The 21590-nt window shown below is 30.1% G+C and carries 27 protein-coding genes and 1 tRNA gene; 14 read left to right on the forward strand and 14 right to left on the reverse strand.

What is annotated here, in order from left to right; genetic code table 11:
* Positions 1 to 27: 27 nt before the first annotated feature.
* Together tig and VP90_RS01680 are read right to left on the reverse strand one after the other, a co-directional pair.
* The gene (gene tig, locus VP90_RS01675; RefSeq protein ID WP_262589314.1) at positions 28 to 1497 is read right to left on the reverse strand and encodes a trigger factor; all 1470 of its coding nucleotides are present in this window, start codon (positions 1495 to 1497) and stop codon (positions 28 to 30) included.
* A gap of 10 nt (positions 1498 to 1507) precedes the next feature.
* Positions 1508 to 1592, reverse strand: a tRNA-Leu gene (locus VP90_RS01680).
* An 84-nt stretch (positions 1593 to 1676) separates the two neighbouring features.
* Here VP90_RS01680 and VP90_RS01685 point away from each other — a divergent pair.
* From VP90_RS01685 to VP90_RS01695, 3 genes are read left to right on the forward strand one after another with little or no spacing between them, the layout of a single operon-like run.
* Positions 1677 to 1928, forward strand: a complete 252-nt coding sequence (locus VP90_RS01685) for a DUF1289 domain-containing protein (protein WP_262589315.1) — start codon at positions 1677 to 1679, stop codon at positions 1926 to 1928.
* Positions 1921 to 2091, forward strand: a complete 171-nt coding sequence (locus VP90_RS01690; protein WP_179850442.1) for a hypothetical protein — start codon at positions 1921 to 1923, stop codon at positions 2089 to 2091. Before VP90_RS01685 ends, VP90_RS01690 begins: the two co-directional genes overlap by 8 nt.
* Positions 2078 to 2506, forward strand: a complete 429-nt coding sequence (locus VP90_RS01695) for a hypothetical protein (protein WP_075506629.1) — start codon at positions 2078 to 2080, stop codon at positions 2504 to 2506. The genes VP90_RS01690 and VP90_RS01695 overlap by 14 nt, the downstream gene beginning before the upstream one ends.
* Here VP90_RS01695 and VP90_RS01700 read toward each other — a convergent pair.
* Positions 2503 to 2640: a hypothetical protein gene (locus tag VP90_RS01700; RefSeq protein WP_262589316.1), complete on the reverse strand. Its 138-nt coding sequence runs from the start codon at positions 2638 to 2640 to the stop codon at positions 2503 to 2505. The genes VP90_RS01695 and VP90_RS01700 overlap by 4 nt on opposite strands.
* Positions 2641 to 2650: 10 nt before the next feature.
* A complete protein-coding gene (locus VP90_RS01705) occupies positions 2651 to 3208 on the reverse strand; it encodes a histidine phosphatase family protein (RefSeq protein WP_262589317.1) in 558 nt (185 codons plus the stop codon).
* A 2-nt stretch (positions 3209 to 3210) separates the two neighbouring features.
* Between VP90_RS01705 and VP90_RS01710 the strand changes: the two genes are divergently transcribed.
* Positions 3211 to 3891: a uracil-DNA glycosylase gene (locus VP90_RS01710; protein ID WP_262589318.1), complete on the forward strand. Its 681-nt coding sequence runs from the start codon at positions 3211 to 3213 to the stop codon at positions 3889 to 3891.
* Here the strand turns inward: VP90_RS01710 and VP90_RS01715 are convergent.
* The gene (locus VP90_RS01715) at positions 3884 to 4300 is read right to left on the reverse strand and encodes a YbgC/FadM family acyl-CoA thioesterase (protein ID WP_262589319.1); all 417 of its coding nucleotides are present in this window, start codon (positions 4298 to 4300) and stop codon (positions 3884 to 3886) included. The two genes, VP90_RS01710 and VP90_RS01715, sit on opposite strands and share 8 nt — an antisense overlap.
* Positions 4301 to 4358: 58 nt before the next feature.
* Between VP90_RS01715 and VP90_RS01720 the strand changes: the two genes are divergently transcribed.
* A complete protein-coding gene (locus tag VP90_RS01720) occupies positions 4359 to 4499 on the forward strand; it encodes a hypothetical protein (RefSeq protein ID WP_262589320.1) in 141 nt (46 codons plus the stop codon).
* On the opposite strand, the gene VP90_RS01725 is transcribed toward VP90_RS01720, so the two are convergent.
* Positions 4500 to 5150: a DUF3047 domain-containing protein gene (locus tag VP90_RS01725; RefSeq protein ID WP_262589321.1), complete on the reverse strand. Its 651-nt coding sequence runs from the start codon at positions 5148 to 5150 to the stop codon at positions 4500 to 4502.
* A 75-nt stretch (positions 5151 to 5225) separates the two neighbouring features.
* Between VP90_RS01725 and VP90_RS01730 the strand changes: the two genes are divergently transcribed.
* A complete protein-coding gene (locus VP90_RS01730; RefSeq protein ID WP_262589322.1) occupies positions 5226 to 5360 on the forward strand; it encodes a hypothetical protein in 135 nt (44 codons plus the stop codon).
* Here VP90_RS01730 and VP90_RS01735 read toward each other — a convergent pair.
* From VP90_RS01735 to VP90_RS01755, 5 genes are all read right to left on the reverse strand, one after another.
* Positions 5344 to 6348: an alcohol dehydrogenase catalytic domain-containing protein gene (locus tag VP90_RS01735; RefSeq protein WP_262589323.1), complete on the reverse strand. Its 1005-nt coding sequence runs from the start codon at positions 6346 to 6348 to the stop codon at positions 5344 to 5346. The two genes, VP90_RS01730 and VP90_RS01735, sit on opposite strands and share 17 nt — an antisense overlap.
* 1 nt (position 6349) lies before the next feature.
* The gene (locus tag VP90_RS01740; RefSeq protein WP_262589324.1) at positions 6350 to 7807 is read right to left on the reverse strand and encodes a cytosine permease; all 1458 of its coding nucleotides are present in this window, start codon (positions 7805 to 7807) and stop codon (positions 6350 to 6352) included.
* Between the two features lie 26 nt (positions 7808 to 7833).
* Positions 7834 to 9168 (reverse strand): TRAP transporter large permease, encoded by a 1335-nt coding sequence (locus tag VP90_RS01745; RefSeq protein ID WP_262589325.1) that lies wholly within the window; start codon positions 9166 to 9168, stop codon positions 7834 to 7836.
* The gene (locus tag VP90_RS01750; protein ID WP_262589326.1) at positions 9168 to 9782 is read right to left on the reverse strand and encodes a TRAP transporter small permease subunit; all 615 of its coding nucleotides are present in this window, start codon (positions 9780 to 9782) and stop codon (positions 9168 to 9170) included. The genes VP90_RS01745 and VP90_RS01750 overlap by 1 nt, the downstream gene beginning before the upstream one ends.
* 72 nt (positions 9783 to 9854) lie before the next feature.
* A complete protein-coding gene (locus VP90_RS01755) occupies positions 9855 to 10949 on the reverse strand; it encodes a TRAP transporter substrate-binding protein (protein WP_262589327.1) in 1095 nt (364 codons plus the stop codon).
* 140 nt (positions 10950 to 11089) lie between these two features.
* On the opposite strand from VP90_RS01755, the gene VP90_RS01760 reads away from it, so the two are divergent.
* Genes VP90_RS01760 through VP90_RS01775 form a run of 4 tightly spaced genes read left to right on the forward strand, consistent with a single transcriptional unit; the run spans position 11090 to position 14824 of the window.
* Positions 11090 to 12685 (forward strand): GMC family oxidoreductase, encoded by a 1596-nt coding sequence (locus VP90_RS01760; RefSeq protein ID WP_262589328.1) that lies wholly within the window; start codon positions 11090 to 11092, stop codon positions 12683 to 12685.
* The gene (locus tag VP90_RS01765; RefSeq protein WP_262589329.1) at positions 12685 to 13278 is read left to right on the forward strand and encodes a TerC family protein; all 594 of its coding nucleotides are present in this window, start codon (positions 12685 to 12687) and stop codon (positions 13276 to 13278) included. The genes VP90_RS01760 and VP90_RS01765 overlap by 1 nt, the downstream gene beginning before the upstream one ends.
* Positions 13278 to 14036: an SDR family NAD(P)-dependent oxidoreductase gene (locus tag VP90_RS01770; protein ID WP_262589330.1), complete on the forward strand. Its 759-nt coding sequence runs from the start codon at positions 13278 to 13280 to the stop codon at positions 14034 to 14036. Before VP90_RS01765 ends, VP90_RS01770 begins: the two co-directional genes overlap by 1 nt.
* Complete coding sequence (locus VP90_RS01775) at positions 14021 to 14824, forward strand: M23 family metallopeptidase (RefSeq protein WP_262589332.1); 804 nt, start codon at positions 14021 to 14023, stop codon at positions 14822 to 14824. Before VP90_RS01770 ends, VP90_RS01775 begins: the two co-directional genes overlap by 16 nt.
* On the opposite strand, the gene VP90_RS01780 is transcribed toward VP90_RS01775, so the two are convergent.
* The gene (locus VP90_RS01780; RefSeq protein ID WP_262589335.1) at positions 14821 to 15420 is read right to left on the reverse strand and encodes a LysE family translocator; all 600 of its coding nucleotides are present in this window, start codon (positions 15418 to 15420) and stop codon (positions 14821 to 14823) included. The genes VP90_RS01775 and VP90_RS01780 overlap by 4 nt on opposite strands.
* A 51-nt stretch (positions 15421 to 15471) precedes the next feature.
* On the opposite strand from VP90_RS01780, the gene VP90_RS01785 reads away from it, so the two are divergent.
* The 3 genes from VP90_RS01785 to VP90_RS01795 are packed head-to-tail and all read left to right on the forward strand — an operon-like array spanning position 15472 to position 18061.
* On the forward strand, positions 15472 to 16332 hold the full coding sequence (locus tag VP90_RS01785; RefSeq protein WP_262589337.1) for a DMT family transporter: 861 nt from the start codon (positions 15472 to 15474) through the stop codon (positions 16330 to 16332).
* Positions 16333 to 16345: 13 nt separating this feature from the next.
* Positions 16346 to 17122: a fumarylacetoacetate hydrolase gene (locus tag VP90_RS01790; protein ID WP_262589339.1), complete on the forward strand. Its 777-nt coding sequence runs from the start codon at positions 16346 to 16348 to the stop codon at positions 17120 to 17122.
* Positions 17123 to 17179: 57 nt separating this feature from the next.
* Entirely contained in the window at positions 17180 to 18061 is an 882-nt protein-coding gene (locus VP90_RS01795; protein ID WP_262589340.1) for a DMT family transporter, read from the forward strand.
* Here VP90_RS01795 and VP90_RS01800 read toward each other — a convergent pair.
* Both VP90_RS01800 and xsc read right to left on the reverse strand, forming a co-directional pair.
* Positions 18058 to 19362 (reverse strand): NAD(P)/FAD-dependent oxidoreductase, encoded by a 1305-nt coding sequence (locus VP90_RS01800; RefSeq protein WP_262589342.1) that lies wholly within the window; start codon positions 19360 to 19362, stop codon positions 18058 to 18060. The two genes, VP90_RS01795 and VP90_RS01800, sit on opposite strands and share 4 nt — an antisense overlap.
* A 39-nt stretch (positions 19363 to 19401) precedes the next feature.
* The gene (xsc, locus tag VP90_RS01805; RefSeq protein WP_262589343.1) at positions 19402 to 21186 is read right to left on the reverse strand and encodes a sulfoacetaldehyde acetyltransferase; all 1785 of its coding nucleotides are present in this window, start codon (positions 21184 to 21186) and stop codon (positions 19402 to 19404) included.
* 116 nt (positions 21187 to 21302) lie between these two features.
* Here xsc and VP90_RS01810 point away from each other — a divergent pair, with 116 nt between their 5' ends.
* A complete protein-coding gene (locus VP90_RS01810) occupies positions 21303 to 21587 on the forward strand; it encodes a UxaA family hydrolase (protein WP_075506614.1) in 285 nt (94 codons plus the stop codon).
* Positions 21588 to 21590 lie beyond the last annotated feature (3 nt).

Here is a 21590-nt window from a genome sequence, read left to right on the forward strand (position 1 = left end):
GATTCGTTCTACTTATACAACTTGTGATTACTTTTTGCTAACTTTTTTTGTTTTTTTAGCGGCTGGTTTTGCTTTTGATGTTTTTGTAGAAGGCTTTTTTTTCTCTGCAGTTTTTGCTTCTGGTTTCTTTTTTGTTTCTTTCTTAGCTTCGTTATGATGTGAATGATCATGGTCATGATCATGATCATGATCGTGATCGTGATCATATTTATGAGCTTCTTTTAAGATTTTTTCCGCCTCATCTTTTGAAATTTCTTTTTTATTTGGTTTACCTTTTTCTTTTATAAGATTTAAAATTTTCTCTTCGTAGACTGTACCTCTTAGACTGGCCAAAGCAGATGGGTTTTTTTGATAAAAATCCATAACCATTTTCTCTTGGCCCGGCATCATTCTTAATTGCTTTTGAACTTCAGCTTGAATTTCTTGTTCACTAACTTTGATTTGATTTTTTTCACCAAATTCATTTAAGATTAATCCCGTCTTAATTCTTGTTTTTGCTTTTTCCTCAAAAGATTTTTTATTCTTTTTAGCCTCATCTTCAGACATACCTTGTGAAAGAATTTTAACTTCTTCCTCTACTAAGTTTCCTGGAACTTCTTCAACTTTAATTTTTTCAATTTCTTTTAAAATTTGATTTTTTGAAAGTTGATCTAAAGAATTTTTATATTCATCATTTATTTGTTTTGAAATTAAAGCTTTAAGATCTTTCAGATCTTTAGCTCCTAAATTTTTTGCAAAATCATCATCTATTTTCACTTCTTGTGCTTGTTTGACTGATAAAATTTTACAATTAAATTTAGCTTTTTTATTAACTAATTCTTTTTCAGGGTAATTCTCTGGCAGTGTTGCTTCAACAACTTTCTCATCATCTTTTTTAACACCAATTAGTTGCTTATCGAAACCTTTCAAAAATAAATCTTTACCTAATGTAAGCTGTGTATTTTTTCCTTCACTTCCTTTAAATTCTTTTCCGTCAATTGTTGCTTTATAATCTAATGCAACTAGATCACCTTCTTTTGCTTTTGTATCTGCAGCACCTTCCTTGAAATTTGGTTGGTTCTTAGCAATTTCTTTTATTCTTTTATCTGTCTCACTATCATCAATTTTAACAGTGTATTCATCAAATTTAATGTTTTCTAATGACTTAATCTCTACTTTAGGTAACTCTGTAACTGATAAAACATATTCTAATTCTTTATCTTCACCATATGTTTTTAAATCTAACTTTGGCTGACCCGCTGGTTTAATTTTGTTTTCTTCCAATGCTTTTGTGGATGTATCTTTTAAAACTTTGTCTAATACTTCACCAAATACAGCTTTGCCGAATTGTCTTTTTAAAATTTCTTTTGGTACTTTTCCTGGTCTAAAACCTTTTAAATTTACTGTTCCTTTAATCTCTTCATATTTTTCATCCATATAAGAGTTCATAGTCTCTTTATCGATAAAAATTTTTAGATCTTTATTTAAACCTTTTTTATTTTCTACAGTAACTTTCATAATTATTTAATGGTAGGGCGAAAAGGACTCGAACCTTCACCGATTGCTCGACTGGTTCCTAAGACCAGCGCGTCTACCAATTCCGCCATCGCCCCAGTTAAATTAGGTGCTTTATATATTATTGAACTCATTTGTCCAATCCGAATAATAGTGTAAAAGGATATAAAAATATAAATATTATGATTATTTCGCCTTGTATTAGCATTTGCAAAACAGATCCCTCAACAGGTTATTGTTATGGTTGTGGAAGAAATAATGATGAAAAAAAACAGTGGAAACAAGAAGAAACTACCGATGAATGGAAACAAAATAATTTAGAAAGTATCAAAAAAAGATTAAGTGGTTGGCAGTTAGATAGTTTTAACGAGTCTTATGAACATAAAATAAATAACGGAATATCTTTATTCAAAAAAAATCTTAAAAATGAGTAAATCAACAATTGTAGTTATAATTTACATTATAGGATTAATCTTTGGTGCTTTAGTTCTAGATATGTGGAGCGCTGAAACTAGCCCCAAAGCATTACTAGGTATTGGGTGGACAGCACTTTTTTTAATTGGATTATTTTTTGCTGAAAAAAATGAAAAAAAATAAATTATTTTTTTTTTCTCTCATTTTATTTTCTTTCTCATTTATAAATCATTCATTTTCAGAAATTATAATTTTAAGTAAATGTGATCATAAAGAAGATAAATATTTAAAAAATGAATACATATTTAATCTTAATGAATTAATTATGACTAGAAATTATGTTTATGCAGAAAAAACTTATCAAAAATATAGAATTACTGATTTAAGTGTAAAAAAATCAAACTCCTATGTAAGAAATATTTATGAAGAGGATGGTAAAATTTTTACTTTAAAACATGGTTATCCTCAGTTTTATACTCAAATATTAATTGAAAAGAATAAGCCTGAGATATTTATTAAGAGTGTTATGAACGATATCGAAGGGATTTCAAAAATTTCTACATGTAAAAAAATAGAAAAATTTGCAAATCAAAGTTAAGACTTCTTTTTTTTATTTTCCTTAAGTTTATCTAAATTTTTTTTTTTAAAATCAAATCTACTATTTGAAATATTAGATCTATGTTTAGCGAATGCTTGTTTTTGTGCTTGTCGCATAGCTCTTTTTGAAGACATTAATGCTAATTTAATATTCTATTTCTAAAGTATCAATCACTTTTAAATTTTTATCTGAAATAACAATCTCACCTGATGATGGTGCGTAGTTTAAAAGCTCAGATATTACCACGTAATGTGTTACAAAAATTATATTTTGTTTTTGATCCCACGTGTTTAAGAATTTATTAAAATCAATAACTTGTTGTTTTCTATTTTTAGCAAATTTTACACTAAAAAATGAATTCAAAAAATTTTTTGTTTCATAATTTTTAAAGGCTATTTCCGCAGTTTCTTTGCATCTACACCATTCGCTAGAGTAAATTTTGTTTATTAAAATTCCATTTTGTCTAAAAAAATTTCCAATTTTTTTTGATTGTACTCTTCCCTCGTTATTTAAGTTTCTTTGGGTTTCACAATTATTGACATCAAAATTAGAAGGATCCCCTCCTCCCGGTGCATATGCATGACGAATAAATATTAATTTACCACCTTTTTGAAGCTGACCAATCATAGCTTCATTTGAATCTGCTTTAATTGGAGAACTTAAAAATATAAATATAATTAAAAAATATTTTAAAATTTTCATAGATGAATAATAAATTAAAACAACTTAATAAGAAAATTATTAAATGTAGAAAATGTCCTAGATTAATTAATTTTATTAAAAAATTATCTACTGTAAAACGAAAACAAAATATTAACGAAACTTATTGGGGTAAACCAGTTCCTGGATTTGGTAAGATAAATTCGAAATTATTAATTTTAGGTTTGGCGCCAGCTGCACATGGAGGAACCAGAACAGGAAGACCTTTCACTGGAGACAAATCAAGCGATTTCTTGTTTTCTTGTTTAAAAAAAGCAAATATTTCTAATCTACCTTATTCAGAAAATTTAAATGATGGATTAGAATTAAAATCAACTTTTATAACCAATATACTGAAATGTGTTCCTCCTGGTGACAAACCAACAAATGAAGAATTATCAAATTGCTCAAATCATTTTCAAAATGAGATTGAAACTTTAAGCAAAATCCAAACAATTGTTGCTTTAGGTAAAGTTGCTTTTGATAATTGTATTAAATATTACAAAAGTAAAAATAAATTAAATGGAAAGTATACTTTTAAGCACGGGAAATATTATGATTTATCAAATAAAATCAGATTGTACGCTTGTTATCATCCAAGTCCTAGAAATGTAAATACAAAATTAATATCTGAAAAAATGATAGTTAATTTTTTCAAAAAAATTAAAAGAGTAACAGCTATTTAGATTTTAAAATATAAGGCTCAAAGCTATTTAAAACTATCTCAGGAATTTTTGTAGGTTTTCCGATTGTATTTACAAATACTAAATGTATTTTTGCATCCACAATTAATAAATCATCTCTGTAAATTGACTGATCCATTACAAAGGAGGTTTTTGACAAAGAGGAAATAAAAGATTTTATTGTTAAATTATCTTCTAAGTATGATGATTTTTTATATTCAATATTGCATGACTTAACGATTATTAAAGAATTAAACTCATCTTTAATTTTCAAATTACTTAAACCAATAGCTAATAATGCTTCTGTTCTAGCTCTTTCAAAGTATTTTAAATAATTTGCGTAATAAACTACTCCTCCAGAGTCGGTATCTTCATAGTAAATTTTAACATTATGGCTAAAAGTTTTATGCATTGTTCATTAATATCAAATAATGAGAAATTTTTATACAAACTAAGATATAATAACTACAATGAATGTTTATATAATTTGGTTGATTGGAGTAATTTTATGGAACTTTGGTGTTCCTAATGCCACTCCAACAGAGGATGTAATTGTAGCAATCATACTGTCATTCCTGAGTATGGGTCTAAAAAAATATACTAAACTTTAATTAATTTGCTGAAAAATAAATATTCTGGAAATAGCCTATAGATTTCATTTTAGAATTATCTGTATCAGCCATAACCGCCAATCCATCTAATTCATCTAAATCTAAATCATGGAATTTCTTAAAATCTTCTTTTACATTTGATTTAACTGTTACCCATTCATTTAAATTAGTTTTGGTTGTGGCCATTACATTGTCTATAGATTTTTTTGTGTATGGACTTGGTGAACTAACACCAACATCTCTATTGCTTGAAAACACATAGTTAACTGCTCTGTTTGATAATGGTGTTGCACCTGTTTTTTTAACAGCAAAAACTCTCGCTGCAAAATCATGGCCTTTCTTTGTATCTTCTTTAATTCCGGATAAATCTTGCTCAATTTTCCATGTAATATTTATAAATGGAGTCTTGTTTAGATCAATTTTAACTTCTTTGCCAAGACCAGATGCTGCATTATCGGCTACAGCCTTAAGGAAATTTCCATTTTCATTTTTCCCAACAGTATATTTTGTCTCGTTCTTTGCTCCCCTTACTTTTCTGACAGTTAATTCTGAAAGTTCTGCTTCTGTAAACTCAAAAACTACAACTTCATTTGCAACAACTGAGCTAATTGAAATCAAAAAAATTGAGATGAGTTTAAAAAATATTTTCATAATTTAAGTTCTTAATACATTATTTAGACAAGATTTAAACATGCAAAAATCAGAATTAATTTTTAAATTAATGATATGAAAACAATTTCAATTTTTTTACTTTTAATTTATTGGTCAATAATGATATCTGCACCAATTATGTCTAATGAACTCAAAATGGGTAGTTCTAGAGCTATAAAATTAAATTCTAATTCTAAGGTATCAGTATAATTTTAGGTGCAACACAGGTGCCATCATGAATTTGTTTAAAGGCATCACCACCATTTTTTAAATCTCTAAATTCAATCCAATCTAGAGAACCTATCTCTTTGTTAGCTAATATTGACAAAGTTTGCTCAAAATCCTTATTGGTATAACAATAAGTTCCTATTACGGTCACCTCTTGAAGTGTCATTTTTCTAAAATTAAAGGTTCCAGCTGGCTGTGTTAAGCCTATGTGTATAATTGAACCACCCGGCTTAACTACTTCAATAGCCTGTTGTCTTGAAATTTCTAACCCTACCGTATCAAATACAATATCAAATTTATTACTTTCTATTTCGTTATGGTCTGGTGCAACATATTTTGCATCTAAATATTTTGAGCACTCATTTAATCTCAATTTATTAGGATCAGAGAGAATTATATTTTTACAATTTTTAATTTTAGATAAAATTAAACCACATAATAATCCTATTGCACCACCACCTTGGATTAAAATTTTACATTCAGACAAAGGTTTTTTTAAAGATTGTTCACCAATTAATACTGCATGTAGAGAAACAGCAGTTGGCTCTGCTACTGGCGCTTCATTTTTATCTAATCCATCTGGAATTTCATAAATATTTGTGTCTGGTGTTGAGACAAACTCTGCAAAAACCCCTTGTCTTTCAATTGGTTTATTCATGCCTAAAATAATTCTATGAGGACAAAGATGTTCTCTTCCACTTGTGCAGTATTCACATTTACCACAAGTTATCAAAGGATTTAAAACAACGTCTTTACCTTTAAATTTACCATTTTGGACTTCACCACTAACTTCATGGCCTAATATTAACGGAGGAATTCTTCTCTCATCATGTCCATGATATGCGTGCATATCAGAACCACATATTCCTGAAGCATGGATTTTTAAAATACTTTCTCCCGAAACTTCAATTGGATTAGGTTCGTCTCTGTAAACTAATTCTTGTGTTCCAGTATATACTAAAGCTTTCATATTATTTTTTTGCCAACAAGTAATACGTTATCCAGGCTACAAATGCACCAATTAACCACGCATAAGACTGTAAAAACATTAAATTTGTGTTCCAAATTGTTGATGCTGAAAAAATAAAACCTAGAAATACTGAATAAACACCTTTGATATGCCACCCTCTTGAATAATAGTAACTACTTTCTTTTTCTACTGAATACAAATCTTTGTTACTCAAACTTTGTTTATTGATCAGATAATAGTCAGCAACTATTACTCCAAATAACGGACCAAAAAATGCACCAAATGTATCTATAAAAGATAAAATGCCAATTTGACTCAAAATTGTAAGCCAAGAAATAGCTACCAAAAAACCGAGGAAAGAAATTATATAACTTGCACTCCTTAAAGATAATTTATTTGGAACAAAATTTATTAGTGAATATTGAGATGGAATATAATTGGCTACTAAATTCGTGGATGCTGAAGCAATTACGATAAAAAATAGTACCAATGTAGTTATTTGAATATTGTCATATTTGCCAATTATATCAGTGGGATTTGTAAAAATTCTGTCTATGTCTGAAAATTTTTGATTTAAAAGTGCATCTGATCCGGCAACAATAAATATAGAGAAAAAAGAGAAAATAATTAAATTAATAAGCAAACTTAAATTCCCTTTACCCAACTCTTTAGTATTTTTAACATTCCTAGAAATGTCCCCAAAACTAATTATTAATATTGAAAAATAAGCAAAGACAGTTCCTGCTACAGTTAAAAGTGGTAATAAATTATTAAGATCAAAAAAGTTTTTGGTATTAAAAATATTTACAAAGGCTTTTGATGTTAATTTGACATCACTTAAAAAAACAAGGAAGAAAAAAACAATAATTCCTACATAAACACTGATTGCTGAAAAATTTATTATTTTTTTATTATATTGAGCACCAATACTAAACAAAAATGTTTGAAAAATAATTACAATTAAAATTGATGACCAATCTATAATATTTAAACCAAAAAAATAAAAAATAAATATATCTTGTACTAACAATGACTCATCGATAGTGAAAAGTAATATTCTAATAAGATAAGTTAAAATTTTTGATAAAAAATAAGTTTGAATTCCAAATAAGAAGATTCCAACCAAGCTTCTGATTAATCCAAAAAATTTCGCTCCATTAAATCCTAAAGAAGATCTCAACAAAACTACAAAAGGTAATCCAAACTTTTGTGAAGGTTTTCCAATAAAATTAGCAAACAAATAAACAAAAAATGAACCTAATAAAGTTCCTATTAAAACCACAAAGGTGTTTAGATTGTACATTATATAAATTGAGGCAATTAGAGAAAAACCAATTACACTTTGTACATTAACTCCCCAGTAACAAAAAAGGTCTTTCCAATTCCAAGTTTTATAGTTTGGATTTACCGAAACTAAATCCCAATTTGATAGGGAGTATTTAACTTTAGGTTGATTCACTAAAAATTATTTTAAACTAATAATTTCTACTGTCCATATAGGAGAGTTGGTAACCAAAGTGCAATTTTAGGAAATATTATAATTAAAACCAAACCAATTATTTGAAGCACCATAAATTGCATCATTCCATAATAAATATCTTTTAAATCCCATTCAGGCACCACCCCTTTTAAGAAATACGCAGACAAAGCCACTGGTGGGGACAGCCAGGCGGTCTGGAGATTGACGGCAACTAATATTGCAAACCAAGTAAGATTAAAGCCAAGAGCTTCAATCAATGGTAAAATAATTGGAACAATAATCATTACGATTGGTACCCACTCTAAAGGCCAACCCAATAAAAATATTGCAACCATTACAATCGCTAATATTAAATATTTGTTCATTTCTAAACCTAACAAGAATTCAGTTAATAGAGTTGGAGTACCTAGTCTTGCAAAAACAGCACCAAAAAAGTTTGATGCGGCAACTAAAACCATAATTAAAGCTGTTATCTCTAAAGTTTTAACAAGAGCTTCTTGAAGTTTTGAAAAAGTTAATTTTTTGTATGCTAAAGAAAGTAGTAAAGCTCCCATTGCACCACAACCAGCTGCTTCTGTTGGAGTTGCAAAACCAAAAAGTATGCTTCCTAATGCTGCAAAAACTAATGCTGCAGGTGGAACTAAACCTAAGAAGAATTCAATCCAAACTTCTTTCATGCTAGCAGCTCTCATCTCTTCAGGTATTACAGGTCCCAATTTAGGATTGATCATACATCTTATTGTTGTGTATCCAGCGTACAAACTTGCTAGAAGAATTCCTGGAATTATAGCGGCCGCAAATAAATCAATAACTGGAATTTCCATAATTGGTCCCATAACAACTAGCATGATACTTGGGGGTATTAAAATTCCTAAAGTACCACCAGCTGTTATCGTACCTGCAGCAAGCCTAACGTCATAGCCAGATCTATTCATAGATTTTGCAGCCATAATACCGAGTATGGTTACTGAGGCACCAACAATTCCTGTTGCTGCAGCAAAAATGACTGAAACAAAAAGAACAGCGTAATATAATGCTCCTCTAACTCTTGCTAGCATCATTTGAAATGATGAGAATAATCTTTCCATCAAACCTGCCTGCTCCATCATAATACCCATAAAGACAAAGAGCGGGACGGCGGCGAGGGTTTGTTCGGTCATGACCATCGAAAATTGGAGCGTCATTAAATAAAAAACCAATTTTCCAAACCCTAAATATCCAAATACAAAACCTAAAAATATAAGTGTAAATGAAATAGGAAATCCTACGAAAATTGCAAAAAGCATTACTCCTACCAGAATAAAACCTAAATATGCTGGATCTATAAATTCAGCTAACATTATTCATCTTCTCCTGGCCATTTTCCTCTAGTAGCAGCCCAATAACTTTTTAATAATTCTGAAATACCTTGGATTAATAAAAATACTATACCAACCATTAAACAAGTTTTAATTGGCCACATATAAGGCATCCATGTAGTATCCATTCCTCTTTCACCTCTTTGAATAGACTCACCCACATAACCAATTGTCATATAAAGAAAGACTATTAGTCCTGGAAAATAAAATAAAATATATAACCAAAAATCAATCGTCCCTTGGTTTTTTGTTTTGAAATTTCTGTATAAAAAATCTGCTCTTATATGAACACCTTTTGAAAGTGCATAACCTGCACCTAACATGAATAGTGCACCATACAAAAATCTACTTATGTCATAAGCCCAAATTGTAGGTGCATGAAAAAGTTTTCTCGCCAAAACTTCGTAAGTCATAGCAAAGATAAGTGGCATCAGTATCCAACAAACAACGTTACCTATCCATTTGCTAAATTTATCAATATTTACAATAGAACTTGCCATCCATGATGGCATGTCATTTGGCATCTTCCCTGAACCACCTCGCCTTTCGGCTATCATTTCATCTGATATATCTAGTTTAGTTGGTTCTTCAGCCATAAAAAATTTTGTTAGAAAAATTAGAGCGGACAATTAAGTCCGCTCTAATTGAATTATAGATTAATTATTGGATTACTTTAATGTTGCTGCGTGAGCCATTCCTAGCTTCGCATTAGACATTTGAGCACCACTCCAGAAAGGAACTGCTATATCAGCAAATTCTTTCATAGAGTCCCATACTTCTGCAAAGAATGCATTGTTTGCAGCGTTTGTTTCCAAACTTTTCTTAGCTGCAGCCATGTATTCTGTGAAGTAATCAGAAGGTGTGTCCTCTAATTTAACTCCATGAACTTCGGTAAGCTCTCTTAAAGCTTTACCATTTTCATAGATTCTGTAACTTAAAGATTTAGCTAATGATGCATTAGCTGCAACTTCAAGAGACTTCTTCTCATGATCGCTCATAGCGTTGTATGTTTTTCCAGTAATATAAAAGTCAGCATTTACAACTACTTGGTGTAAACCTTGTAGGTAGTAGTGCTTTAATACTTTTTGGAAACCAAACGTTAAGTCTGGTTTTGGACAACACCATTCAGCAGCATCAATTGTTCCTGCTTCTAAAGCTGGTAGAATATCTCCACCACCCATAGCTACAGATGCGATACCGATGTCTTTATATGTTTGTCCTGGAATTCCTGGAGGAGTTCTGAACTTATATTTTCTAAAGTCAGCCATATCTTTAATTGGTTTTGGAAACCAACCTAAAGCTTCTGGTCCAACTGGTTGAATCATAAATCCTTTGATGTCTCTTCCCATTTCTTTCCATAGTCTGTCGTATAACTCTTTTCCACCGCCATACTGAAACCATGATAAGAATGCAATGTTGTCAATACCAACACCACCACCAGCTACTGGAGAACCGAATAGCATAGCTGCAGGATGGTCACCTGACCAATAGTGAGTCCATGCGAAACCACAATCGATTAGGCCTTTGTCAACTGCATCTAAAGTTTCTTTTACACCAACAACAGCTCCAGCTGGCATAATTTCAAACTTAAGAGATCCACCAGTTAACGCTGTTACTGTGTCAGTAAAGTCCTTTAACATCTTAACTTCATCAGCTTTTGTGTTAAGAACTGTCTGACATTTTAGTGTTTTTGCAGCATTAGCATTTGAAATAAATCCAAACACCATTGCAACTGCAAATAACATTGAAATGATTTTTTTCATTTGTTTCCCTCTCTTTATTTTTAAAGTCGAAACTTTGTCAAAGAATGAAAACTAAAACAAGTGTTAATATTGGTATATTTTAAAATTTTTAACAGATTAGTTAGAAATATAATTTTTTTAATTTATAAGAGTTCTAATTTATGAATAATTTTGATTTTATTATACTAGGAGCTGGATCTGCAGGCTGTGTTTTAGCAAATAGGCTATCAGAAAACTCTTCACACAAAGTTCTTTTAATTGAGGCTGGAGGTAAAGATAATTACCCATGGATCCATATTCCAGTTGGTTATTTTAAAACGATGCACAATCCTAATACTGACTGGTGCTATAAGACAGAACCAGATGAAAGCATGAATAATATTTCAATACGTTATCCCCGTGGAAAAACTTTAGGAGGAAGCTCTTCTATCAATGGACTTTTATATATACGAGGACAACATAGAGATTATGATATTTGGAGACAGCTTGGAAATACTGGCTGGGGTTGGGATGATGTTCTGCCCTATTTTATAAAAGCAGAGAATCAAGAAAGAGGTAAAAGTGAATATCATGGAGTTGGTGGACCTCTCTCTGTCTCAGATCAAAGAATACACCTTCCTCTTTTAGATGAGTTTCAAAACGCTGCTGAGGAATTTGGTGTACCAAAAACAAAAGATTTTAATACAGGAGACAATCATGGCTGTGGTTATTTTCAAGTAACTGAAAAAGATGGATTTAGATGCAGTACTGCTGTTGGTTATCTAAACCCTATTAAGCATAGAAAAAATTTAACAATTATTACCCACGCTCATGTTAAAAAAATTAACTTTGAAAATAAAAAAGCAAAATCAGTTGAGTATTGGCAAGATAATGAATTGAAAACAGCTGAAGCAAATAGAGAAGTTATAGTTTCTTCTGGTGCAATTGGTTCTCCTCAAATATTGCAAGTATCAGGAATTGGAAATCCAGAAAAACTAAAAAAATTAGGAATTGATATGGTTCATAATTTAAATGGTGTAGGTGAAAATCTACACGATCACTTAATGTTAAGACCTATTTATAAAATTAACGGTTTAAAATCTCTTAATAAAAAAATTAATAGCTTGTTTGGAAATTTGCTTATCGGATTAGAGTATGTTTTTAAAAGAAGTGGTCCAATGACTATGGGTGCAAGCCAACTTTGTATGTTTGCAAAAAGTGATCCTTCTTTAGAATTACCTGATTTACAATGGCACGTACAACCAATGAGTATGGATACTTTGGGAGCTACAAAAAATCATGATTTTCACGCTTTTACTCCAACTGTTTCAAATATAAGACCTACAAGTAGAGGTCACGTAAGTATTGTTGATAAAGACTCCCGTGTTTACGCAAAAATAAAACAAAACTACCTATCAACCGATCACGATAGAATGATTGCTGCTAAAGGATTAAAATTGACAAGAAGAATTATAATGGAATCTGAAACTTTTAAGAAATATACACCTGAGGAATATAGACCTGGTATTCATATTGATGATGACGAGGAATTGGTAAAAGAAGCATCAAATTTTGCACAAACAATTTTTCATCCTGTTGGTACATGTAAAATGGGTCAAGATGAGATGTCAGTAGTTGATGAAAAATTAAAAGTAAGAGGAATAGAAAATCTTCGAGTTATTGATGCATCGATAATGCCTAACATTACTTCAGGAAATACTAACGCACCTACGATTATGATTGCAGAAAAAGGTGCTGACATGATACTACAACAATAATGTTTGCAGAATTTTTTACTCCCGAACAAATTGCTATTTTAACACAAATTATTTTTATTGATTTAGTACTAGCTGGTGACAATGCCATTATAATTGGAATGGTAGCTTCAAAATTTCCTGTTGAGCAAAGGAAGAAGGTTATATTTTGGGGAATTGGTGGTGCAGTAATATTACGTATAATATTAACGTTACTAACAGCTTATTTGTTACAAATTACTGGACTGAGACTTATTGGTGGAATTTTACTTCTTTATATTGTCTACAAACTTTATGTTGATGTAATCAATGGATCAGATTCAGATGAAGATATAAAAGTAGATAACTCAAGCTTTTTAAAAGCAATTTGGACGGTTTTACTTGCTGATTTCACAATGAGTTTAGATAATGTTTTGGGTGTTGCTGGTGCTGCAGGTGATCATTATGGATTACTTGTATTTGGATTGGTTCTATCGATTGTTTTAATGGCAACTGCTGCCACATTAATTTCTGGATGGATAAAAAAATACAAATGGATTGCATGGGTTGGGTTATTAGCAATATTAATAGTAGCTGTTGAGTTGATTTATACAGATATTAAAATAATATTCTTTTAATGTATCTTCAAAAAATTAATCTTAAAAATAAGTACGCACTAGTTACTGGTGCTGGTAAAGGACTAGGGAGAGCTTGTTCTATTGCACTAGCTGAAGCTGGAGCAACAGTAATAGCATTAAGCAGAACTCCATCTGATTTAAATAAATTAGAAAAAGATATTAAAAAAATTAAAGGAAAAGTAATTAAAGTTCCTTGTGATGTAATGAATTATGAAGATCTAAAAGCAAAATTAGAAAAAATCAAAATTATTGATGTGTTAGTAAACAATGCTGGAACTAATATTCCTGAACCTTTTGAAAAAATTAAACAAAAAAGTATGAACTACTTGGTAGATTTAAATCTAAAAGCTGCATTTAATGTTGCACAATTAGTAGTTAAGAAAATGCTTAAAAATAAAAAGAGAACTGGCTCTATTATTAATATGTCTTCTCAATTAGGTCATGTTGGTATGGGTGGGAGAAATGTTTACAATATGACTAAATTTGGGATTGAAGGTTTAACAAAAGGTATGGGTGTAGAGTTGGCTAAAAGAAATATAAGAGTTAACACAGTAGCTCCTACGTTTGTTGAAACTCCAATGGTTAAAAATTTCTTTAAAAATAAAAAATTTAAAAAACTAGCACTTGGAAATATTCCAATGGGAAAAGCAGCAACTGAAAGTGATGTAGCAACAACAGTTTGTTTCTTAGCCTCACCCGCTTCTTCAATGATAACTGGAACATCAATTATAATAGATGGTGGATGGACAGCTCAGTAATAAATAGATTTTTATTAATATTTTTCTTTTTTTTTTCAACTGCAAACGCAATAGAATTTCAAGGTAAATTCTTACAAGGCCATTTTATTTTAGGGAAAACAAATCCTGATGCTAAAATAATAGTTGGAAAAAAAGAAGTAAGAGTATCAAAAGATGGTTTTTTTGTTTTTGGTATTGATAGAGATCGAAAATATGATCTTATTTTTACAAAAATCTTTGATGGAAAAAAAACTACAATAACAAAAAAAGTTTTAAAAAGAAAATATAACATTCAAAGAATAGATGGCTTAGAAGAAAGCAAAGTAACCCCACCTGAGTCAGTCTATAAAAGAATAAAAAAAGAAAATAATGCAATTGGTGAAGCAAGAGCAATTAATTCTGATTTACAGTTTTTTAAGCAAAAGTTTATAATGCCTGTTGAAGGAATAATTAGTGGTGTATATGGGAGTCAAAGAATTTTAAACGGTAAACCTAGATGGCCACATTATGGAATTGATATAGCAGCAAAACAAGGGACAATGATTAAATCATCTGGCTCAGGAAAAGTTACAATGGCTGAAGATGATTTATATTACACCGGTGGTACAGTAATTATGGATCACGGTCATGGTATATCAACTATATATTCACATTTGGAAAATGTTTTAGTTTCTGTTGGAGATTTAATTAATCAAGGAGATGTAATTGGAACTGTAGGATCGACAGGTAGATCAACTGGACCTCATCTTGATTTTAGAATTAATTGGTTTCAAACTAGATTGGACCCAATGTCTGTTTTGGAAAATTAATAAAAAAACATCCAAATACCAACAAGAATTAATATGAATCCACCAATTTTATTTAAAACTTTTAAATATTTTGATGCTATGAATTCTCTAAACTTGCCAAATACAAATGCATATGAGCTATCAAATATTGTAGCTACAATTATAAAGATAATTCCAAAATAAATTATCTGATAGCTAACAGGTTCATTTATATTAATAAATTGAGGAATAAATGCACCAAGGAACAAAAATATTTTTGGATTAGTTAAAATCACTATTAATCCTTGCAGAAAATATTTTTTTTCAAATCTAGTTACTTGAGTTTTGTTTAAATCAATATCTGACTTAATTGTAATTACTCCAAGTGAAATTAAATAAATTGAACCTAGAATTCTTACATAATTAATGATCACTTCTAGAAAAGGAGAAACTATCTCAAATCCAAGTGCTAATAAAAATAACAAAATTAAAACGCCAATTTGAGTACCAAAAACATTTAATAATCCTGCTTTTACACCAGATCTTAAAGAATTAGCAATTATCAGACTAACAGTGGGGCCAGGCACTATCACTATTAAAAAACTTGCTATAACGAAATATAGTAATACAAAATCCATGTCAGTTTGAATTAATCAATAACAACTTGAAATAAAATTAAAACAAAAAAAATGAAATTTAAATCAAGAGAAACACTAGGAATTATATTTGCAATAATTGCTTACTTTTCATTTTCAATCCTTGATGCAATTCAGAAAACTGCGGTTATTCATTACTCTATATTTCAATTGTTGTTTATCAAATATACTTTTGTGCTTTTGTTAGGATTGATAGAAGCAAAAAGAGCTAACAATACTAATTTTTATAGATCTAATAATTTAAAACTTCAAATAATAAGAAGTCTGTTATCTATTTTAGAATCTGGTTTTTTTGTTTTATCTTTTAAACACTTGTCTTTAGCCAACGCTCATAGCATAGGTGCACTAGCACCTATAATCATAGTTGTCTTATCTGTATTTATTTTAAATGAGAGAGTATCAATCAAAACTTGGATAGCAATCTTTATGGGTTTTATTGGAGTTTTGATAATTATTAGACCTGCGTCTGATGTATTTAGTGTAAATTCTTTTATTCCATTGCTAGCAGCTTTTTTTCTGGGTCTTTATCAAATCGCAACAAAAAAAATAACTGAATATGATGCTCCTGAAGTATCCTTGTTCTACTCTTCTTTAGTTGGGATTGTTATAACTTCAATAATGGCATTTAATTTTTGGCAACCTGTTAATTTTAATTCTTTATATTTCTTTGTGCCGATTGGTTTATTTTTTTCATTAGGTATATATTTCCAAATATTAGCACTTAAAAATGCAAGAGCTAGCATAATACAACCATTTCATTATACTTTAATTTTTTGGGCAATAATTTTTGGATTTTTCTTCTATGATGATGTTCCAGATTTATTTACTATTATAGGTGCAATAATAATTACAACTTCAGGAATATTTGTTATTAATCAAACATCAAAAAAATAAATTAAAAATTCTTATGACAAAAATACTTAGAGATAAAATTTCTGATAAATTAGTTAATGCTTTTCAAAATAATAAAATTATTTCTCCAATACCTGGCAAATTTACAAAAAAACTTATTGAAGCAGACAAATTTAGAAAATTATGTGAAAGCAAAATAAAAGATCCAACAATAGGTTTTAAAGCTGGTGGAACTGGCATTCCGTTAATGAAAAAATTAAAAGAAAAAGAGCCTTTTATTGCATCTGTTTTCAAAAAAAACTTAATAAAAAGTGGAAAGAAAGTAAAAATAAATAAATATGCTTTAGGGATTGAACTTGAAGTTTGTTATTTAATCAAAAAAACTTTTTTCACTTCAAAAGGTAAACTCACAAATAGTAACGTTACTAAATATATTTCGCACATGGCACCGTGTATCGAAGTAGTTGGATATAGGCAAAAAAGAAAAGGTATTACTTCTTTTGGAGATTTAAGTAGTGACTTTGGAGGTAATATTAAATTTTTGATTGGTCAAAAGAAAAAATTTAAAAAAATTAACATAGGTAATTTAAAAACAAATATTTCAAATAAAAAAGCTAAGCAAAGTGTAAATGGAAACACAAATGCTGTTTATGTAAATCCAATAAATTCATTAAGATTTGTTTTAAATAAGGTTAAAAAAGATAAAATTAATTTAGACAAAGATTTTTATGTTTTCACAGGATCCACAGTTGGGGTTGTGCCTATTATAAAAAAAGGAACATATACAGCAAAAATTGATAAACTTGGATCTGTAAGAGCAGTTATTTCATAATATTATAATCATAAGGATAATTTTATTCATAGAATACGTGTGAAAAATTAACTAATCATGAATAATATCATTCTTTTTATAATCACTCTTTTTTGTTGGTCACCCACCTGGTATCTAATTAAATTTCAATTAGGCTATGTTGATCCACTGGTATCTGTATTTTATAGATTTTTAATAGCTTCATTTATAATTTTTATTTTTTTAATAATTAAAAAAGAAAAATTACAATTTTCAATTAATCAGCATTTTTGGTTTTTGTTTTTTGGAATTTGTTTGTATTCGGTAAATTATGTTTTTTTCTATTTGTCTAACACTTATTTGATTAGTGCTTTTCCAGCAATTGTATTTTCAACTGTGGTAATAATGAATATAGTTGGGGAAACCTTCTATTTTAAAAAGAAACCTTCTTTAAAAACTTTAATCGGAGCTTCAATTGGTATGGTGGGCATTTTGATCATTTTCAATGATGAAATTTTCAATTTTAGTTTCAGAGAAGGAACCCATATAGGATTGTTTCTAGCTTTGATTGGAACATTTAGTGCATCAACAGGTAATATGGTTCACCAAAGAAACTTAAACAATAATTTTCCTCCAATACAAACAATAGCATATGCTATGTTTTATGGTTCAATTGTTACACTGATAATTACAAAATTTAGAGGAGCTGAATTATTATTTGAAACTAGTTTTAGCTACATCTCTTCACTGCTTTATCTTTCAATTTTTGGTTCAATATTTGCTTTTGTATCTTATTTAAAGTTACTTGAAAAAGTTGGACCCGGAAGAGCTGGTTATGTTGGTGTTGTAATGCCCGTTTTAGCATTAATTATTTCAACAATATTTGAAAATTTAGAATGGCAATATGATCTAATAATGGGTCTTCCGATTTTAATCATTGGTGCTGTTCTTGTGATAAATCAAAGAATTAGAACCAATTAGATTTCTGATCTAGCTCTCAAACGTTCATAAACTAATCTAGTTTTTATTCCTAAATTTAAAAATGGTTGCGGTGGTAACCAAGTAGGTTTATTCCTCGCTTCTATTGTTTTTATTTCACTAGTACTTTCATTAATCGCTTTAAGAGCAATTTGTTCACCAAATAAAGTTCCTACACCAATACCTGAACCGTTATAACAACCAGCAGCAAAAATATTACTATCAATTTTTTCAAATATTTGAGAACTATTCCTTGTTCTTGATACTATTCCAGACCAAGATGATTTGATTATATCACTAGGTAATTGTGGAAATCTTTTTTGTATTCCAAGTTTCTGATTGAAAGATCTTTTTTTAAGAGTGGAATTTGACATACCAAATGGATTGTGGACTTCTGCTGTATTTCTTATTAAAATTCTTCTATCTTTTGTCATTCTAATTGTTGCGCCCATTGGCCTTACAGGCAGTACACCCCATTCTTTTGGTTCACCAATAGATTTAAATTCTTCATCAGATAATCTCCTTGTCATGCTCGCAGTTAAAGTAATGGGAAAGTTATAATTTGATTTTATCCCTAGTGATTTCAAGAAACCATTCGTAGCAAAAATAATATTTTTTGTTTTAATTTTTCCATTTTTGAAATTACAAAAAATGAAATCTTTATTTTTAGTCCAATTTAATAAACAAGAATTTTCATACAAAAAAACATTAGCAGGAAGAGCATCAACCATTGCTCTAACTAATTTTCCTGGATGTATTAGAATACCACCCTTTGTGTAAAGTCCGATATTATAAAAACTAGTACCTAATTTTTCAGACAATTCTTTGTTTCCAAATAAACTATGTTCAAAGCCTAACTTAGACAATGTACTTGAAAAATTTTCTAAAATTTTTTTATCTTCAATTTTTGATGAAGCAAAATATTTACCGCATTCATTCCAATCACAATCTACTTGATTTTCTTTAATAAATTTTTTTACTACATCTATTCCTAATGAATAAATATCAGCTTTCTTTTTGTAATTTTGTAGTTCTTTATTTGATGTAAAACCATCGTTCAAAGTTGTATCAACCAAATAACCAGAATTTCTTCCACTAGCACCCTCACCTGCTAGTTGGGCATCTGCTAGTATAATTTTTAAATTTGAATTTATTTGACCTAATTTTCTTGCAGCTGATAGACCTGTATAACCAGCTCCTATTATTAACCAATCACACTCATCGTTTGATAGAAGAGAATTGATGTTTGTTCTTGGATTAAGGTCATTAATCCAACTACAGCAATTATCGTTAGTCACTTCCATGAAGTGACTTTACGATAATTGATAAATTTTTAAAAGATTTTAAGAGTTTAATGAAGGTTGTTTTTTCATATCTGCTTTGTTGATACCAGCAACTCTTACCGGTTTCTTCATCGCATCTCTTCTAAATGGTTCTCCAAGCTCTTGGTTTAGAATTACTTCTATAAATGTTGTAATTCCTTTCTTTTGATCTTCACAAGATTGCTTGATTGCATTTGTTGTTTCTTCCATTGTTCTAACAGTTACACCTTTTAAACCACATGCATCAGCAACTTTAGCGTAACTTAATTCAGGATCTAATTCAGTTCCAACAAAATTGTTATCAAACCATAGAGTAGTATTTCTTTTTTCTGCTCCCCATTGATAATTTCTGAAAATTACCATTGTAATTGCAGGCCATTCTTCCCTAGCGCATGAGCTCATTTCATTCATGCTAATTCCAAAAGCTCCATCTCCCGCAAAACCAATAACTGGAGTATCAGGGCAACCAATTTTTGCACCAAGTATAGATGGAAATCCATAACCACAAGGTCCAAATAAACCTGGGGCTAAATATTTTCTTGGTTTTTCAAAAGTGGGGTAAGCATTACCAATTGCGCAGTTATTTCCAATATCACTTGAAATAATTACGTCATCAGGCATACCAGATTGAATTGCTCTCCAAGCTTGTCTTGGTGACATTCTGTCTGCATCTCTTTCTCTAGCTTCTTTATTCCAAACCGTTCCTTCATCATCATCTTCATGATCTAAACTTGAAAGTTTTTGTAACCATGCAGATTTTGTTTGGTGAATTAAATCTTTTCTAGCTTGTCTATCAGTATCTCCAGCATTTGAAGATAGTTTTGCTAAAATTTGCTCTGCAACTAATTTTGCATCACCACTAATTCCAACTGTTACTTTTTTTGTTAAACCAATTCTATCAGGATTAATATCTACCTGAATGATGTTTGCATTTTTTGGCCAATAATCAATTCCATATCCTGGTAAGGTTGAAAATGGATTTAATCTTGTACCTAGTGCTAAAACAACATCAGCTTTTGAAATTAATTCCATTGCAGCTTTAGAACCATTATAACCTAAAGGTCCTACTGCTAGTGGGTGACTTCCTGGAAAACTATCGTTATGTTGATAACCAGAACATACTGGTGCATCTAATTTTTCAGCAAGATTTTTAGTAGCATCAATAGCTCCACCAATAACAACACCAGCACCTGAAAGTATTACTGGAAATTTTGCATTAGATAATAAATCAGCAGCTTTAGATACGGCGTCGTTACCTCCACCTTGTCTTTCTAATCTTACAATTGGTGGTAAATCAATATCAATAACCTGACACCAATAATCTCTTGGAACGTTTATTTGTGCTGGAGCTGAACCTCTTATAGCTTTTTCGATTACTCTATTAAGAACTTCTGCCATTCTTGATGGATCTCTAACTTCTTCTTGATAACAAACCATATCTTTAAATAGGTTCATTTGTTCTACTTCTTGAAATCCACCTTGGCCCATAGTTTTGTTTGCAGCTTGTGGTGTTACCAACAATAAAGGTGTGTGGTTCCAATATGCTGTTTTAATTGGAGTTACTAGTCCTGTTATTCCTGGTCCATTTTGTGCAATAACCATAGACATTTTGCCTGTAGCTCTTGTGTAACCATCAGCAATTAAACCACCATTTGTTTCATGGGCTACATCCCAAAAAGTAATTCCTGCATCAGGAAAAATATCTGATATTGGCATAAAAGCCGAACCAATAATTCCAAAAGCGTGCTCGATACCATGCATTTGTAAAACTTTTACAAAAGCTTCTTCTGTTGTCATTTTTGTCATAAGACTAGAACCCCTCTAAAGTATAATTATTAAGAATTTATAAAATTCGTTTGTCAATTTTCGCGATTAATATATAAGATTTTTTAAAATTCAAACAAACAATTCGACACAACATTATGGCTACAGACATCATTATACACGACGAAAAAGACAACGTGGGAGTAGTTGTTATTGAAAAAATCACTCCGAAACAGGACTGCTCTTGCTGGATTATGGAAAATGACAAGACAGTTAACATTCAATCTGAAGATGAAATCCCTCTAGGACACAAAATTGCTATGAGCGATTTAAATGAAGGTGACACTATTATTAAATATGGTCATGATATTGGTAAAGTAGTCAAATCAATCAAAAAAGGTGAACACGTACATGTTCACAACGTCAAAACAAAGAAGTGGTAGTAA

Origin of the sequence: Candidatus Pelagibacter ubique HIMB140 (genome assembly GCF_025558165.1) — a bacterium.
Lineage (GTDB): Bacteria > Pseudomonadota > Alphaproteobacteria > Pelagibacterales > Pelagibacteraceae > Pelagibacter > Pelagibacter ubique_T.